A 15,764-nucleotide genomic window follows, 5' to 3' on the forward strand; every position below is an offset into this window, starting at 1 on the left:
ATCCACCGTATGCGGCCGGGGTGCGGGGCGGTCCGGATCTATCCCCTGGACCACTTCGCGCTGTCGTGGGTGGTGCAGCGGGCCAGGGTGACCGGGGTGTGCTCGTCATAGGACGTGAGGTCCATGCACATGTTGACGCCGCGGTTGTGGATGGTGCCGTCGCCGAGGAGGTCCCACTTGGAGCTGTCGCGGTCGTTGCACCGGTAGGTGGTCACCGGGGTGAATTCGGCGTACCGCCGCACGTCCATGCACAGGTCCCCGCCGACGTTCTGGATGGAGCCGTCGGTGTGCCACCTCCACTTGGCGCTGGCGTTGTCGGTACAGCGGTACATCGTCACCGCGGTGTGTTCGTCGTACGACTTCAGGTCCATGCACAGCTGGTTGCCGCGGTTCTGGATGGTCTGCGACGGCTGGCCGAGCGCGTGGCTCGGGCCGGCCTGCAGCAGCGTCGTGGCCGTGAGCAGGGACATCGCGGCGACCCCGTGCAGGGCTGCCCTTCGTGCGTTCATCGAATTCCCCTCGGAGGTGAGTGGTCAACTCACCCCGAAGGCTATCGACTCGGAAATACGTGTGTATTTCGCTCGAACGAGTGGATTGAACTCGCTGCACCCCGAGGAATGGCCAAGGAACGTATCTGCACAGGGAAGGGAGGGTGGCCCGCCGGGCCCGTCAGCTCCGCTGGAAGAACTCCACCTCCGCCAGGGCGAGATGGCGCTCCGGGGCCGACCCGGCGGGTGCGTCGAGGGTCAGGCGGACCGTCATGACGTCGCTGATGCCGGTGGGGAACGTCTGGGGGCCGGGCTTGTCGCTCAGCGTGAGCTTCTTGTGGACCTTCCGGCCGTCCCGCGCCGTCACCTCCATGTCGATCTGCAGCGCCCGCGCCTGCTTCGCGTAGTCCTCGGGCGAGGACGAGGCGCCGTTGGTGATGATCACGGCGACCAGGCGGATCGGCTTGGCGAAGGTGTACGTCACCGAGGCGCCGGGGCCGGGCGCGCCCCAGTAGCGGTTGCTGAGCCCGTCCCTGCTGTCGCCCACCGGGTGCCCGGGCACCTCGGCGCTCGCCTCGACGCGGGTGGCGGTCACCTCCTTGGCCTTGCCGAGCTTGTCGCGGGTGTCCTCGATCAGGTGCCGTCCGGCCGGCAGCAGCAGGAATCCGCCCGCGCACAGGGCCAGCACGACGGCCAGGACAACCAGGAAGCGCACCATCCGGCCCGAGCCGGCGCGCGTGCGGCGGCGCAGTGGCCAGACCGTCCGCCACCACGGCAGGGGCGCCGGCGCGGTGGTGGGCGTCAGCGGAGTCGCGCAGCGGCGGCAGAAACGGCGGTCCGGCGGGTTGGGTGTACCGCAGGCGGGGCAGGGCACGCCGGTCACGTCGTCGCTCACGGCGACGGGACGCACGACCGGGCGCGGCGCGACCGCCTTCGCGGGCTGGACGGGCTGCGGGGAGGCGGGAGCCTGCGGCGCTACGGCAGGTGTGGGTGCGGGGGCCCGCGGCGCCACGGGCTCGGGGGCGGCGGGTCGCCTGGCGGCGGGCGGAGCGGCGGGCGGCCTCGCGGGGGGTGACGGGGGCGGTGTCGCGGGGCCGGAGGGGGGCGTGGGCGCCGTCGGCGCCTGCGCCCCGGGCGCCCCGCCGCCGGCCCGGTCCTCGGGCAGCCCGGTCTCCGAGGCGGCGGGCGCGGACCGGTCGGACCTCCTACGCAGCCAGGACGGCCACCGATCCGCACGAGCGGGCACGGAATGCACGGCCCCGTCGCGCGGCCCGCTCGGGGGCTGCCGGTCTGCGTCGGCGGGTGTGGATCGGGGCGGCTGCGCACCAGAGGGTGCGGACGGGGCGGACCCGTTGCGCGGGCTGCTCGGGGGCTGCCGGTCTGCGTCGGGCGTCGTGGGCGGGGACGGCTGTGCGCCGGTGGGTGTGAGGTGGGGTGGTTCCGCGCCGGCGGGTCCGGACAGGGTGGTCCCACTGAGCGGTCCGGAGGCGGGCCGCTGATCTGTGCCGGCGGGTGTGGGCGGTGCCGGCTGCGCGCCGGAGGGCGCGGACGGCACCGCCCCGTTACGCGGCCCGGCTGAGGGCTGTCGATCCGCATCGGCCGTAGGAGGCGGGGCGGACTGGGGGCCGGTGGGCGTGGGTTGGGGTGGCCGTGCGCCGGAGGATGCGGACAGGCCGGACCCGTTGCGCGGCTCGGAGGGGGGCCGCCGATCCGCGTTGGCGGGTGTGGGGGCGGACAGGCCGCCGGAGGGCGCGGACGGGGCCGACCCGCTGCGCGGCCCGGCTGAGGGCTGTTGATCCGCGTCGGCCGTCGGGGGCAGGGCGGACTGCCCGCCGGAGGGTGCCGACGGCGCCGACCCGCTGCGCGGCCTCGCAGCGGGCTGTCGGTCTGCGTCGGCCGCCGTGGGCGGGGCCGGCTGTCCGGTGGTGGGTGCGGACGGGGTGGATCCGGAGGGGGGTCGGTGATCCGCGTCCGCGCTTGTGGGCAGGGGGGATTGCGCCTCGGCGGACGCGGAGGGGGACGGGGGCCGGGGCGGCTCCTCAGTGGCGGCCGCAGGCTGGTGGGGCGGCACGGGGGCGGCCGCAGGCGGGGCCGGCTCCGTGCGGGCGGGCCTAGGCGGGGTGGACTGCGCAGTGGCGGGCGCAGGCAGGGCCGGCTCCGTGTGGGCGGGCGCGGGCGGGGTGGACGCCGCGGTGGCGGGCACGGCCGGGGGCGAGTCCGCCCCGGCGGTCGGTCGGGCGCCGACCCGTTCCGGGGCCGTGGCTTCCCCGGGCGTGGACCCTTGGGCCGTGGCCTCCTGGGGCGTGGACCCCTGGGCCGTGGCTTCCCCGGGCGTGGACCCCTGGGCCGTGGCCTCCTGGGGCGTGGACCCTTCCCAGGGCGTACCCCCTTGGGTCGTGGCCTCTCGGGGTGCGGGCCCCTGGGCCGTGGCTTCCCCGGGCGGTGGCCCTTGGGGCGTGGTTTGCCCGGGTGTGGGGTCCTGGGGGGTCGTGTCGGCCTGGGGTGGGTGTTCGAGGGTGTCGTCCCACGGGCCCGCGGGGTCGGCCGGGGCGGCCGGGCGGCGCGTGGGGGTGGAGTCCGACCAGCCCAGGTAGGCGCCGCAGTTGCCGCAGAAGTCGTCCGTCACGCCGTTGGACGCCCCGCACACGGGACACGCACGCATCGCCGTCACCTTCCCTCACCCCCGGGCGGTCCCGGCAGGACCTCGACCCGGCAGACCGTGTGGACGGGGCACAGGGTGCGGACGAGTGCGCGGACCCGGTCCGCGTCCACCGCGTACGCCGCCCCCTCGCGCTGCGGCCACACCCGGATCAGGACCTCGTCGGCCGGGGGCGGGGGCAGATCCGCGCCCGCCGTACGGGACCAGGTGGCCCCGCCGTCCCCGCTGACCTCGGCGGACACGCCCAGGACCAGGCGCAGGGCCTCGGTCAGGCCGCGCCGGGTGCCGCGCCAGCGGTGCAGTTCCACCGCGCGCGCCACCGCCTCGCGCCGCAGTCCGGTCGGCCACCGGGGGTCGTCGATGCCGCCCACCCAGGACGCCAGCCAGGGCAGGAAGTCGGCGGGGGCCAGGCGGGGGTCGAAGTAGGAGGGGAGGTTGTCGAGGGTCGTGAACACCGGGGCCAGGACGGTGTCCAGGCCCGCCGTGAACCGCTGGGCGAAGTCGTCGTCGGCGTACAGCGCGGGCAGTTGCTCGCCGATCGGGTGCCGGCTGGGCAGGCCGGGGACGGCGGCGCGGCTCATCCGTGCACCCCCGTCTCCGGCTCCGTCACGACCACTTGGTGCTGGTAGGAGAAGACGAGCGCGCCCGCTCCGATGTCGATCCGGTCGACGGGTGCGCCGCGCCGCCCGGTGATCGGGTCGGCGGCGAACATCCGGATGTCCTCGACGAGGACGTCTCCGATGGCGCGTTGGAGGACGCCGAACACCTCGCCGTACTGGACGGGCCTCCCGAACGGCCAGCCGGCGCCGTCGGGTCCGCCGTGCAGCGGGTTGAGGTGGCGGAACAGTGCGGCGAGCGCCGCCTCGCGCACCCGGTCGGCGTCCGCGGCGGGTGCCGACAGCCGGGCCACCACGGTGATGCCCTGGTAGACGGGCGGCTCCACGACGAGGCGGGTGCCGATCAGGCGCCGTTCGTCGAGGGTGGTGGTGATCGCGGCGAGCATCTGGTCGGAGGGGATCAGCTGCTCGAAGCGGAGCCGGTCGTCGCCCTCGTCGGCCACCGCGTCGGGCACGACCAGGACGCGTACGGCGCCCGCGCCGCCGGAACCGTCCGCGGCGGGCAGGCAGCGGACCCGGCGCACCGACGGCGCCGCCTGGCGGGCGATGATCTCGTAGTCCTCGGCGGTGACCGCACGTTCCTGCATGCGCAGCGTCTCCGGCGCCCGCAGCTTGGCGTTGTCGATGGTCTCCCCGGCGACGCCGCCGCGCGCCGCCTCCCGGTTGGTGACCCGGGCGACGTAGGGGACGGAGCTGCGCAGTACGGAGATCGCGCCGCGGGAGACGTTGCCCGCCGGGCCGCCTCCGGTGCGGTAGCGGGCCACCCGGATCTGGGAGCCCTTGGGCGGTACGGCGCCGCAGGGGCGCAGGCTGCCGTCGGCTTCGCGCAGCACCGGCGGGAACGAGAACTCGCCGGTGGTGGCGTTGACGCGGACGTGCCGGTCCGCGGGCGCCGAGCGGCCGAAGTGCTCCACCACGTCCCAGCGCTGCCAGCCCTCGGGGGAGGACACCTCCACCACCGGGGGTTCCCCGTCGAGGAGCACGGGCGGGCGGCCGAGCCGGAAGGTCTGGCCCGCCACGCCCTCCGACGCGCCGAGCGGTACGTCGGTCACCCGCTCGGCGTGTTCCACGGTCATCGTGCCGCCGACGGTGAAGACGGCGGCCTCGCGCACGGTCGGGGACTCCGAGTAGAAGGGCTGGCCGGGCTCGGGCTCGGTGACCCGGCAGCGCAGCCAGCCCGCACGGGTGCCGCTGATCAGCGATGCGGTGTGCCCGGCGGGGACGTACACGATGATCTCGCCGGGCCGGTTGAGGCCGCCGGTGCTGTCGGAGTCGGTCTCGCAGCGCTGCCACCGGCCGCCGTCCCACGCCTCCCACACGAGCGGGGGCTGGCGCGGGTCCACCCCGACGCCCTCGACGCGGCTGTCGAGGCGGACCGCGACCACGCAGCGCGGTACGGCCGTCGGCAGGCCGAACAGGAGCGCGTCGCCTGGCTCGGGGGTCGCCTGGAAGCACGGTATGTCGCGGCCCTCGGCGAGGGCGCCGGTCCGGTCGGTCTGGTCGCCGGTGCGGGGGGCGGTGACCAGGCGCGTCAACTCGCTGGGCACGATCCGCAGGTCGTCGGCGGTCGCGAAGACCACGGCCTCCTCGGTCTCGCCGGCGGCGGTCGTCACCTCGGTGCCCGCGGGCAGCGTCACCGTGTCGGGCTGCGGGGCCGACAGCCAGAAGTCGACATCGGCGACGGCGGCCGAGGGCGGGTACAGCTGGATGTCCAACAGGTCGAGGAACGCCAGGTAGTTCTTGTCCGGGACCCGGTTCAGCCGGTACAGCAGCTGGTCCACGAGGTAGGCGAACGTCTCGATCAGGGTGACGCCCGGGTCGGAGACGTTGTGGTCGGTCCATTCCGGGGCGCGCTGCTGCACGTACCGCTTCGCCTCGTCGACGAGTTGCTGGAACCGCCGGTCGTCCAGGTTGGGGGAGGGCAGGGCCATCAGTCCGCGACCATTTCCTCGGCCCCCTCCTCGGAGGGGATCGTGTAGAAGGGGAAGACCAGGTTGCGCCGGTCGTTGGTGGTGCGCACCGTGTAGTGCACATCGATGTAGAGGGTGCCCGCCTCGACGGCGTCGAAGGCCACGACGACCTCGTCCACCGCGATCCTGGGCTCCCAGCGTTCCAGGGCCTCGCGCACCTGCTGGGCGACCCGGCCGGCGGTGTCGCCGTCGCCGGGGGCGAAGACGTACTCGTGGATGCCGCAGCCGAATTCGGGCCGCATCGGCCGTTCGCCGGGGGCGGTGCCCAGGATGAGGCGGATGGCCTCCTCCAGCTCCCGTTCCCGCTCGACCATGGCGATCCCGCCGGTCGGCCCGACCCGCAGGGGGAACGCCCAGCCGCGGCCGATGAACCGTTCGCTCATCACACACCGCCGATCAGGACGTTCATGGCGCCGGTCAGGACCATCGCGCCGCACGTGGTCTGGTCGCGCGCCCGTGCGGCGGGCAGGCCGCCGATGAGCACCGTGCCCGTGGCGAGGGCGGCCGGGTTCGGCATGATCACGTTGCCCGGCCCCAGCGCCGCGTGCGGCGGGACCACGCAGACGTGCAGGCTGCCGACGACGGCGGCGGGGAGGCCGCCGATCAGCACCGTCGCCACCGCCGCGGCGGCGCCGGGCGGCGGCGTGGCGAGCCGGCCACCGTGGTTGGTGGGGTCGCCGGTACGGGCTGCGGCTGGCATCGGGTGCTCCTCGGGGAAGGCGGTCGTGGTGCGGGCGCGGTGCGTTCGGTCGGGGTGCGGTCGGTCACGGTGCGTTCGGTCGGGGTGCGGGCCAGGGCCATGGGGGCCTCAGTTGATCCGGATGAGCCGGGCCTTGAGGACGGCGAGCAGGCCGCCGTTGACGGTGACGTCCGAGGTTCCGTTGACCCGCACCGACCGGCCGCCGATGCTGACCCCGGCGGTGCCGTCGATGTCCACCTGGCGGCCGGACACCTTCACGGTGCCCTGCGGGGCGTCGAGCGTGATGCCGTTCTTGTCCAGCAGGACCGAGGTCAGCGGGCGGCCCCGCCCCGCGTACACGGTGAGCTCGATCCGGTCCCGGCGGTCGTCCATGCGTACTTCGAGCCGCTCGTCCCCGGTGACCAGCCGCAGCCCCGAGGGGCCCGGTGCGGGCGCGTCGAGCAGTTCCACGCGGTGGCCCGAACGCGACACCACCGAACGGCGGTTGACCTTGCCGCTGGTCTTGTCGATCAGCGGTACGTCGTGCGGTGAGGGCTGGTCCACGCCGTTGTAGAGCCCGCCGATGACGTACGGGCTGTCGAGCAGTCCCTGCTCGAACCCGACGAGCACCTCGTCGTTGACCTCGGGGCTCACCACGCCGCCGCCGCCCTTGCCGCCCCACTGGACGGTGCGCACCCAGTCGGTGACGTACGTGTCGTCGAGCCAGGGGAACTTCAGTCGTACCGCCCCGCGTTGGGACCCGTTCGGCTCGCGGACGTCCGTCACCACGCCGATCGCGAGACCGGGGATGCGCGGGCCGCGCCCCGGCGCGTTGGCGCCGGTCACCAGGCCGGCCAGGGAGCGGTCGGGGCTGGAGCTGACCCACACGGTGGTGCGGTAGCCGCCGTGCGGCTCCAGGACGTGCTGCACGGCCGTCGCCGTGTACCGGCCGGAGAACGCCTGTCCGACGTTGCCGAGCGCGACCGCCTTGCCGGCGCGCAGCAGCGGGTTGCCCTCGGCCACCGCCTCCAGCTCGCCGAAACCGGAGCTGATCCGGTCCGCCGCCGCCTTCGCGACCGCCGTGGTCTCGGCCTGCGTACGGTACGGGGTGTCGGTGACGGCCACGGCCGACTTCCCGAAGCGTGCGGCGAGCTGGGGGCTGAGGCCCGGCACCACCGTGTCGCTGACCACCGACGGCTGCTGGGCGACCAGCGGCCGCTTGGTGGTCACGTCCCAGCCGCGGACCTGCACGGTCGAGGAGCCGTCGGCGGCCGAGAGCGCGGCCCGCAGGGCGAGGAGGTTCCTCCCGTACTCCAGGACCATCGGATTGCGGACGGCCGACGTCGACGGGGCCGGCGCGCCGGATGCCTTCACGGGCCGGGTGAACTGGAGCAGCCCCTGGTCGTCGACGCGCACCTGCGCGCCGCTCTCGCCCGCGAGGTACTGCAGGAAGTCCCAGTCGGAGACGTTCGCCTGGGACAGCTGCTTGTACGTCACCGGCGCCGCCTCCACCTTCCCGACGGCCAGGCCGGCTCCGGCGGCCACCTTGCGGACGATCGCGGCGGCCGTCATGTTCCGGTACGCCACGACCTTCCGGCCGCGCTGGAGGCGGTGGGCCTTGGAGTAGGCGCGGACGACGGTGAACGAGCCGGTGCGGTCCCGGTCGATCTCCAGGGCCGTGACCTCGCCGTTGAACAGCCGCTCCCGCGCCTGGCCCTTCACGGTCATCACCGACACGCGCAGCGGGGAGCCGATGGTGATGCCGGTGGCGCGCAGGAACTCGTGGTCGGGGTCGCGGTAGGTGAGGACCGCGGTGTCCGGCAGGCCCACGTTCTCGTCCACCACACAGCTCACCAGCTGCGCCGCCCAGATCGGCGGCAGTTCGCCGGGGGCCTCCACGATCGGGTCGGCCGCGAACGACCGGCCTCCGGGTTCGGACCCGCTCACCGCTGCTCCTCCTCGCCGTGCTGGTCACGCGTGCCCGGCACCACGATCTCGGTGCCGGGGACGAGCGCCATCGGGTCGTCTATGCCGTTGGCCTCCGCGATGGCCCGCCAGGCCGTCGCGTCGCCGTATTCGCGCCAGGCCAGCATGGCCAGACTGTCGCCCGCCACCACGGTGTGCGTGCTGCGGGCGGTGCGTGAACCGGAGGTCGGGTTCTGCCCCGGAGGGTCGATGCTCGCCTCCTCGATGGACAGCGAGCAGGTGGCCCGCAGCGGCTTGCCGTCCACGTCGAAGAGCGTGTACGACACCGACAGGTTCGACAGGACCCCGTCGAAGGAGGTCGTCCGCGCGCTGCCCCATTCGAAGCGCACCCAGGGGCTCGCCGGCTTCTTGCGGCCGAGGCTGGCCGGGGTCGGCACGCACGCCTTCATCAGCTTCTCCACCGCCTGCTCCACCGAGTTGTCGTGGGTGGCGGTGGCGTCCAGGAACACCTCCAGGCTCAGGGTGCGGGGACCGCTGCCGACGAACTCGGGCAGCGCCGACTGGCCCGCCATCCGGGACGGGGAGCGCCGCCACTCGGTGGTCTTGCCCAGCTGCAGGGTCGACGGGTTGAACTGGAGATCGAGCTTCGCGATCGTCCCGCCCGGCTTGGCCCCGACCGAGGCCGGGGGCTCCTTGAGGGTGAGCTGGGCCCTGGCGCGGCTGGCGCGTGCCGATGAGGCCATGGCGTGGACTCCCTTCCGGGGCGGGGACGGCGAAGAGGACGGATGCGGGCGGGGGCGGGCGGATGCGGGCGGGGCTCGGCGGGGGCGGTCAGGAGGGCAGCAGCCCCTGGTGGGCGATCTCCAACGTCTCCACCGCCGCTGCGGAGTTGGCGGGGTCGAAGGAGGGCCCCTGCCACCGGACCGGGACGATCCCGAACACCTGCCAGCTGATGATCCGGCCCAGATCGGGCCGCAGGGCGACGATCTCGCCGTCCTTGGGCTCGACCCGGCGCAGGGTCTCGTCCAGCCAGCGGCCGATCTTCGCCGTGTCGGCGGTGACGGGCCGGGTGAGGGTGATGTTCGACCAGGTCACGCGTCCCGGAAGCTGCCAGGTGAAGCCGTTGTTGCCGCCCTCGGCGTAGCTCTCCATCTCGACTTCGGCGCCCATGCCGGAGCAGGTGTGGAAGGCGCCCAGGTCGTTGCCGCCGATCGCCAGCCGGAAGAACACGCTGGTCGCGAAGATGTTGTCCGTCATCGGTCCGTCGTCCGTTTCTCGTGCGTACGTGTTCTCAGCGACGGCCGTCGAAGGGCCGGCCCGCGCGTTCCCGGCCGCGCCGCAACTCGGTGCGCAGCAGGCGGGACACCGGATCGAGCAGGCGGCGCGCGAGATCGTCCAGATCGGCGTCGGGGACCTGCGGTGCCGCGTGCCGGTCGGCCGGGGCGTGCCGGTCGGGCTTGCCGCCCCCGGCCGGCCCGGGGCCGGTCCGGGGCCCGCCCGGGGCGCGCTGCACCGGTGACGGGCCCGCCGGACGGGGGACGCCCGGCGCCGGTGCCGCCGGTCCGGCCGCTCCCGGGACGGCGGTGGGGGCCGGTGTCCTGGGGCGCACGACGGGCACGGGCTGCGCCGACGGCACGGCCGGGGCCGGCTGGACCACGAGCGGCGGTGTGTGCGGGCCGGTCACGGGGAGGGGGGTGGCCGCGGCGCGGGCCGGGGCCGACGCGGGCGCGGGACGCACGGCGCGTACGGCATGCACGGGGGACGGCGGGGCCGAGCCGCGCGGCCCGTCCGTCGCGGCCCGCTGGACCTGCTGCGGTGCGGCCGACGGGGCGGCCCAGCGGGCCGCGACCACGGGACGGCTCGCCGGGCGCGGGGCGGGGGCGGCCGCGCTCCCCATGTCATGGGTGCCGAGGGGCAGGGGCCGCGCCGCCAGGAGCCGGAGGCTGCGGGAGGCGGAGGGCGCCGCCGTGGCGTCGCCTGCGGTCTTGTCGGTGACCGAGCGGGCGACGACCAGCGGAACCGGGCGAGCGGAACCGGAGGGCGCGCCGGGTGCGGCAGTACGGCGCTGTACGCCGCCGGCCCCCAGCAGGGGTGCGTGGCCGGGCGCCGTCGACGGAGCCCCGGGCGCGGGGGCGCGCTGTACGTCGGCGGGTGAGGCGGGCCGAGCCGTTCGGGACCGGTAGGAGGGGGAGGCGGGCGGCGCCGCGCTCGGCGGCAGCGAGGGCAGCGGCGCCCCCAGGCCGCTGCGTACGCGCGGCGTGGACCGTCCCGGGCCGGACCCGCGGGTCACCTCGGCGGGCCGCCCCGGGCGGAGCTGCGGGGAGGGCTTCGGCCCGGTGCCGTCACCGGCCGTCGGCTCTGCCTGGCGCTGCACGATGGGCAGGGCCGGGGCGGGGGCGGGAGCTGCTGCGGGGCGGCCCGAGGGTATGGCGGTGGCGGGGAGTTCGGTGAGGGGCGCGCCGAGCGGCGGGCGGCTTCCCGCACGCTGCCCGGGCCCGCCCGTGCCGGCTGCGGGCTCCACCGGGCGCTGCGCACCCTTGCCGGATGTGGATGCGCCCTCGGCTGCGGGCTCCGCCTGGCGCTGGACCACGGGCATGGCCGGGGCGGGCGGGGAGGCGGGGTGGCCCGACGGCGTGGCCGTGGAGGGCAGTTCGGTGGGGGGCGTCCCGAGGGGCGGGCGGCTCTCCGTGCGCTGTACGGGCGCGCCCGGGCCTGCCGTGAGCTCCGCCTGGCGCTGGGCGGAGGGCTTCGGCCGATCGCTGCCGGGAGCGGCGGCGCCCTCTGCCGAGGGCTCCGCCTGGCGCTGCAGCGTCGGCTTTGCCGGGGCGGCGGGCCGCTCCGCGCGGTGCTGCGGGGAGGGCTTCGGCGCGCCGTTGCCAGGGGTGGATGCACCTTGGACGGAGGGCTCCGCCTGGCGCTGGACCACGGGCATCGCCGGGGCGGGCGGGGAGGCTGGGTGGCCCGACGGCGTGGCCGTGGAGGGCAGTTCGGTGGGGGGCGTCCCGAGGGGCGGGCGGCTTCCCGTGCGCTGTACGGGCGTGTCCGGGCCGGCTGCGGGCTCCGCCTGGTGCTGCAGCGTCGGCTTCGCCGGGGCGGCGGGCTGCTCCGCGTTGGGCTTCGGCCGATCGCTGTGGGGTGTGGCGCCGGCCTCGGCTGCGGGCTCCGCTTGGCGCTGGACCACGGGCATGGCCGGGGCGGGCGGGGAGGCGGGGTGGCCCGACGGCGTGGCCGTGGAGGGCAGTTCGGTGCGGGGAGTGCCGAGTGGCGGGCGGCTTTCCGCGCGCTGCACGGGTGTCTCGGGGCCGGTCGCGGGCTCCGCTTGGCGCTGTGCGGTGGGCTTCGGCTCCCTGCTGTCGGGAGTGGTGGGCTCCGCCTGGCGCTGCAGCGTCGGCTTCGCCGGGGCGGCGGGCTTCACTGCGTGGTCCTGCGGGGTGGTATTCGGCCCGCCCTCGGCTGCGGGCTCCGCCCGGCGCTGGACGACGGGCAGCGCCGGGCCGGGGGAGGCTGCAGAGCGGTCCGACAGCGTGGCTGCGGCGGGGAGTTCGGTGAGGGGCGTGCCCAGTGGTGCGCGGCCTTCCGCACCCTGCACGGGCGTGTCCGAGGCAGGGGTGCCCAGCGGTTCGCGGCTTTCCGCACGCTGTACGGCCGTGGCCGTGGCCGTGGCCGTGGTCGTGACCGGAGACGTCCGCACGGGGGCGGGACGGATGGCGGGCACGCGGCGCCTGGGTGTGGCGGGCACGCGGGCGAGGGTCAGCGTGCGGCCGACGGCGCGCGGCCGGACCACGGCGGTGCCGGGGGCTTCCCCGCCCGTGCGGCCGGGACGGGCAGCCGGGGCCGCCGGGGCGGGCGCGGACCCCGTGGAGCCGGACGGGCGGGCTGCGGACCGCTGGACGGGCGGACCGGAGGGGGACGGGGCGGCACCCCCGGCGGATGCTCCCCGGGTCGCCGATGCGTCGGGGATCACCGCGATGCGGCGGATCAGCGGGAACCGCGGAGGCGTCGGCGCAGGGTCGGGCGCGCCAGGGGCCACGGCGGCGCGGCTGCCCGTCGCCCCGGCCCGCTGCACGGCGGGAGCGGGCGTGCCGAGTACGGCTGCGCTGTGCGTGGACGCGAGGCCGCGGGCGCCGGGCGCCCCGGGTGCCTGCGGCGTGCCGCCGCGCAACGGCGACGCGGTGTCCGGCACGGGTGCGCCCGTGCCGGAGGCCACCGGACCGGCGGCCGCGCCGTGCGTGCCCGGGCTGCTCCGACGGGACGACGGGGCGTCGGGGCGTACGCGCCCCGGTGCGCCCGGAGCCGAGGGCTGCTCCGCTTCGTGCGGCTGCCGCAGTGCCCGCAGCAGCAGCGGGCCGCCGCTGCTGGGGGTGGGGCGTGCGCCGGCGGGGCGGGCGACCCCGCGTACGAGACCGGCCGGGGCGGACGGCAGCAGGGCGTGGGCGAGCCCGGTGTCGAACGACGGATCGCGCCACGCGGCCAGGCCGGACCGGAAGGCGAGGCCGTCGCTGACGCCGATGGCCGCGCGGGACACGGTCAGGGCGGGCGGCGCCGTCATGCGCCAGCCGCCGTCCCAGTCGCCGGGTACGCCGACGGGTGCACCGGCCTCCGGTGCGGCGGCCGCGTCCGGGGCCGCCGGCGCCGCTGTCCGGTCGGTCGCGGCGTCCGGCACGGCGGCGCGCCGACGCAGCCTGTCCCGCCATGCCATGCGTTCAACCGCCTTCGTTCACACGGGTGTTGATGCGAGCTATCTCGGAGACCCACTCCTGGCGCTCGCCGTGGGTGAGGTCGAGGATCTCGTCGCGTTGCCAGTGGAAGTGGTAGGCGATGTACGCGATCTCCTCCCTGAGCCGGGGGAGGGCGTACGTCACGATTCCCCCAGGCGCCCACCGGAGAGGTCGACCTCGAAGCCGCCTTCGCAGTGCGGGCAGGTGACCGCCGCGCGCGTGTGGCCCTCGCTGTTGACGCGCCGGTAGAAGTCCTGCAGGAACGCGACGTCGGTCGCGTACATCCGTTCCACGATCCCGGCGTGCACGTCGGTGATGGTGCCGAGCCGGGTGATCACCTGGCTGAGCAGCACCACGCTCAGGTACGCCGGGTTCTCCTTGACCCGAAGGTCGATCTGGGGCCGCAGTTCGTCGCGGGCGGTGGCCAGGCGCATCGAGCCGTGCCGGTGCACCGTCCCCGCTTCGTCGACGTAGCCGCGCGGCAGCTCGAACTCGAACTCCGTCCGCAGCCCGTGGTCCTCGCGTGCCGCCGGAGCGGCGGCGGCCGGGGGTGCCACCGCCTGCTCCGGGGCCGTCGTGGGCGCCGTGACCTGGAGGATCTCCTCCAGATTGCCTGCAGTCACCGTACGACGTCTCATTCGACGATGATCTCCTCGAACACGATGGTCACCGACTCGGTGGCCGCGGCGGACTCGCCGGCCTTGAGGGAGGGGCCCTCCCACTTGGAGGCCCAGCCCTGCATCAGCTGGATGCGGCGGACGGTCGCACCCGTGGAGTCCTTGATCTCGATGGTGAGGTTCTGCCGAGCGGTGTCGACGGCCCCGTTGTTCAGGGTCTCCTTGATCCACTTGGTGAACTCGCTGCTCTTGTCGAGTCCCCGGGTGATCGTGACCTCGCCGGCCTGGCGGGCGCCGGGCTGCTTGCGGATGATCTGCTTGCCCTCCGCGCTGACCTGGCGGACCTCGACGACCTCTTCCTCGACGGTCAGGCCGCTGATCTCCTGGATCGATTCGACCAGGTAGCCGCCGAGCTGTACGCCGAAGATATGGGTGGAAAGAGCATCGCCCTCTGCCATGACTGTCCTTCACCTTTCCTTGCTGCCCCGGAGGGTCACTCGTCGATGAGGCTGGTGCTGTCGGAGAACTGGGCCAGCCGGAACACCACGAACTCGGCGGGCTTGACCGGCGAGACACCGATCTCACAGACCACGCGGCCCTGGTCGATCGACTCCTGCGGGTTGTTGTCCCGGTCGCACTTGACGTAGAACGCCTCCGCGGCCGTGCGGCCGAACAGTGCGCCGCGGCGCCACTCCTCGGTGAGGAACGCGGTGACGTTGCGCCGGATGCTCGACCAGAGCCGGTCGTCGTTCGGCTCGAAGACCACCCACTGGGTGCCCAGGAGGATGGACTCCTCCAGGTAGTTGAAGAGGCGGCGCACGTTCAGGTAGCGCCAGGCCGGGTCGGAGGAGAGGGTGCGGGCACCCCAGATCCGGATGCCGCGGCCGGGGAAGGCCCGTACGCAGTTCACACCGATCGGGTTGAGCAGGTCCTGCTCGCCCTTGCTCAGGCGCAGTTCCAGGTCCACCGCGCCGCGGATCACCTCGTTGGCGGGGGCCTTGTGCACACCCCGCTCGGCGTCGCTGCGCGCCCACACGCCGGCGACGTGGCCGCTCGGCGGGACGGTCGTGTTGCGCCCGGCGGCCGGGTCGAAGACCTTCACCCACGGGTAGTAGAGGGTGGCGTAGCGGGAGTCGTAGCCCGCCTCGTCGTTGCGCCAGGTGCGCACCTGCTGCGCGGAGAGTCCGGGCGGGGTGTCCAGGACGGCCACCCGGTCGCCCATCTGCTCGCAGTGCGAGATCACCGCGAGCTGCACGGTGCGTACGCCTTCGGAGTCGATGTCGCCGCGCTGGTAGGCGCTCATCAGGTCCGGCACCGCGACCATCGTGATCTCGTCGATGGTCTCCAGGCCGGCGAAGCCGGTGCGGGCGGCGGAGTCGCCGACGTACTCGGCCGGGTCGAGCCGGGCGACGCCGCCGCGGCCGGCCGGGGCGGGCGATGCGCCGGGGGCGTCGGGCACGACGACGGTCTGCGCGGCGGGCCGGGTCTGGGCGGCGCCCCGCTGCTCGGTGACCTCGATCAGCTTCGAGGCGCGGGCCTGGGCGACGAGGTAGCCCTTGACGTTCTTGCGGGCGGACACCTCGTAGGTCTCGGCCACCTGCTCGCCCTGGCGGACCAGGACCTTGAAGCGGTCCTCGGGCGGGTTCTCGCCCTCCGCTTCGGCGATCTCCACGGACACGCCGGTGGCGCCCGGCCGGGCCGAGATCAGGAAGCCGCCGAGCTCGACCGGCTCCACGGCGCGGGGCTGGGGGGCGGCGCCCGCGGCGGCCGGTGCGGAGGCGTCCCCGGCCGGCCCGCCGATGCGGACGACGTAGGCGGCGCCGCCGCCGTTGGCGAAGTAGCCGTAGACGGCGTGGGGCAGGTAGGTGCCCTCGGTGAAGCCGCCGAACCGCTGGGAGTACTGGTCCCAGCTGGTGACCAGCGTCGGCTCGTGGAACGGGCCGCTCTGGGCGAAGCCCACGAACGCGGCGACGGCGGTGCCGACCCCTTCGATCGGGCGAGCACCGGACTGCACCTCCTCCACGTACACGCCCGGGGTGAGGTACGTCGGCATGCTCGCTCCTTCGGGTTACGGCTTCACAATCAGGTCT

General features: G+C 75.2%; 14 protein-coding genes. All 14 read right to left on the reverse strand.

What is annotated here, in order from left to right; genetic code table 11:
* Positions 1 to 38: 38 nt before the first annotated feature.
* Positions 39 to 509 carry an RICIN domain-containing protein gene (locus OG472_RS25635; RefSeq protein WP_401607728.1) on the reverse strand — a complete coding sequence of 157 codons (471 nt, stop codon included), beginning with the start codon at positions 507 to 509 and terminating at the stop codon, positions 39 to 41.
* Positions 510 to 669: 160 nt separating this feature from the next.
* Positions 670 to 1,383 (reverse strand): NADase-type glycan-binding domain-containing protein, encoded by a 714-nt coding sequence (locus tag OG472_RS25640; RefSeq protein ID WP_405942099.1) that lies wholly within the window; start codon positions 1,381 to 1,383, stop codon positions 670 to 672.
* 1,772 nt (positions 1,384 to 3,155) lie between these two features.
* On the reverse strand, positions 3,156 to 3,728 hold the full coding sequence (locus OG472_RS25645; RefSeq protein ID WP_401607724.1) for a phage tail protein: 573 nt from the start codon (positions 3,726 to 3,728) through the stop codon (positions 3,156 to 3,158).
* Entirely contained in the window at positions 3,725 to 5,695 is a 1,971-nt protein-coding gene (locus OG472_RS25650; RefSeq protein WP_401607722.1) for a putative baseplate assembly protein, read from the reverse strand. The genes OG472_RS25645 and OG472_RS25650 overlap by 4 nt, the downstream gene beginning before the upstream one ends.
* A complete protein-coding gene (locus tag OG472_RS25655) occupies positions 5,695 to 6,117 on the reverse strand; it encodes a GPW/gp25 family protein (protein ID WP_319733867.1) in 423 nt (140 codons plus the stop codon). The genes OG472_RS25650 and OG472_RS25655 overlap by 1 nt, the downstream gene beginning before the upstream one ends.
* The gene (locus OG472_RS25660; protein ID WP_383574819.1) at positions 6,117 to 6,434 is read right to left on the reverse strand and encodes a PAAR domain-containing protein; all 318 of its coding nucleotides are present in this window, start codon (positions 6,432 to 6,434) and stop codon (positions 6,117 to 6,119) included. Before OG472_RS25660 ends, OG472_RS25655 begins: the two co-directional genes overlap by 1 nt.
* A gap of 108 nt (positions 6,435 to 6,542) precedes the next feature.
* Entirely contained in the window at positions 6,543 to 8,360 is a 1,818-nt protein-coding gene (locus OG472_RS25665; protein ID WP_401607719.1) for a VgrG-related protein, read from the reverse strand.
* The gene (locus OG472_RS25670) at positions 8,357 to 9,082 is read right to left on the reverse strand and encodes a LysM peptidoglycan-binding domain-containing protein (protein WP_405831436.1); all 726 of its coding nucleotides are present in this window, start codon (positions 9,080 to 9,082) and stop codon (positions 8,357 to 8,359) included. Before OG472_RS25670 ends, OG472_RS25665 begins: the two co-directional genes overlap by 4 nt.
* Positions 9,083 to 9,170: 88 nt before the next feature.
* Positions 9,171 to 9,596 (reverse strand): phage tail protein, encoded by a 426-nt coding sequence (locus OG472_RS25675; RefSeq protein ID WP_383574813.1) that lies wholly within the window; start codon positions 9,594 to 9,596, stop codon positions 9,171 to 9,173.
* A 34-nt stretch (positions 9,597 to 9,630) separates the two neighbouring features.
* Complete coding sequence (locus OG472_RS25680) at positions 9,631 to 13,038, reverse strand: hypothetical protein (protein WP_405942100.1); 3,408 nt, start codon at positions 13,036 to 13,038, stop codon at positions 9,631 to 9,633.
* Positions 13,039 to 13,042: 4 nt separating this feature from the next.
* Positions 13,043 to 13,201 carry a DUF6760 family protein gene (locus tag OG472_RS25685; protein WP_327263844.1) on the reverse strand — a complete coding sequence of 53 codons (159 nt, stop codon included), beginning with the start codon at positions 13,199 to 13,201 and terminating at the stop codon, positions 13,043 to 13,045.
* Positions 13,198 to 13,695, reverse strand: a complete 498-nt coding sequence (locus tag OG472_RS25690; RefSeq protein ID WP_361761634.1) for a hypothetical protein — start codon at positions 13,693 to 13,695, stop codon at positions 13,198 to 13,200. Before OG472_RS25690 ends, OG472_RS25685 begins: the two co-directional genes overlap by 4 nt.
* Positions 13,692 to 14,132: a phage tail protein gene (locus OG472_RS25695; protein ID WP_030388073.1), complete on the reverse strand. Its 441-nt coding sequence runs from the start codon at positions 14,130 to 14,132 to the stop codon at positions 13,692 to 13,694. The genes OG472_RS25690 and OG472_RS25695 overlap by 4 nt, the downstream gene beginning before the upstream one ends.
* 35 nt (positions 14,133 to 14,167) lie before the next feature.
* Positions 14,168 to 15,727 (reverse strand): phage tail sheath family protein, encoded by a 1,560-nt coding sequence (locus OG472_RS25700; RefSeq protein WP_401607714.1) that lies wholly within the window; start codon positions 15,725 to 15,727, stop codon positions 14,168 to 14,170.
* Positions 15,728 to 15,764 lie beyond the last annotated feature (37 nt).

It is taken from the genome of Streptomyces sp. NBC_00207, assembly GCF_045160965.1.
Classification (GTDB): Bacteria; Actinomycetota; Actinomycetes; order Streptomycetales; family Streptomycetaceae; genus Streptomyces.

Excerpts from the sequence above, each read along its gene's own strand:
- OG472_RS25670 (WP_405831436.1), bottom strand. The coding sequence starts at position 9,082 with ATGGCCTCATCGGCACGCGCCAGCCGCGCCAGGGCCCAGCTCACCCTC.
- OG472_RS25645 (WP_401607724.1), bottom strand. The coding sequence starts at position 3,728 with ATGAGCCGCGCCGCCGTCCCCGGCCTGCCCAGCCGGCACCCGATCGGC.
- OG472_RS25660 (WP_383574819.1), bottom strand. The coding sequence starts at position 6,434 with ATGCCAGCCGCAGCCCGTACCGGCGACCCCACCAACCACGGTGGCCGG.
- OG472_RS25655 (WP_319733867.1), bottom strand. The coding sequence starts at position 6,117 with ATGAGCGAACGGTTCATCGGCCGCGGCTGGGCGTTCCCCCTGCGGGTC.
- OG472_RS25700 (WP_401607714.1), bottom strand. The coding sequence starts at position 15,727 with ATGCCGACGTACCTCACCCCGGGCGTGTACGTGGAGGAGGTGCAGTCC.
- OG472_RS25650 (WP_401607722.1), bottom strand. The coding sequence starts at position 5,695 with ATGGCCCTGCCCTCCCCCAACCTGGACGACCGGCGGTTCCAGCAACTC.
- OG472_RS25695 (WP_030388073.1), bottom strand. The coding sequence starts at position 14,132 with ATGGCAGAGGGCGATGCTCTTTCCACCCATATCTTCGGCGTACAGCTC.
- OG472_RS25675 (WP_383574813.1), bottom strand. The coding sequence starts at position 9,596 with ATGACGGACAACATCTTCGCGACCAGCGTGTTCTTCCGGCTGGCGATC.
- OG472_RS25690 (WP_361761634.1), bottom strand. The coding sequence starts at position 13,695 with ATGAGACGTCGTACGGTGACTGCAGGCAATCTGGAGGAGATCCTCCAG.
- OG472_RS25680 (WP_405942100.1), bottom strand. The coding sequence starts at position 13,038 with ATGGCATGGCGGGACAGGCTGCGTCGGCGCGCCGCCGTGCCGGACGCC.
- OG472_RS25635 (WP_401607728.1), bottom strand. The coding sequence starts at position 509 with ATGAACGCACGAAGGGCAGCCCTGCACGGGGTCGCCGCGATGTCCCTG.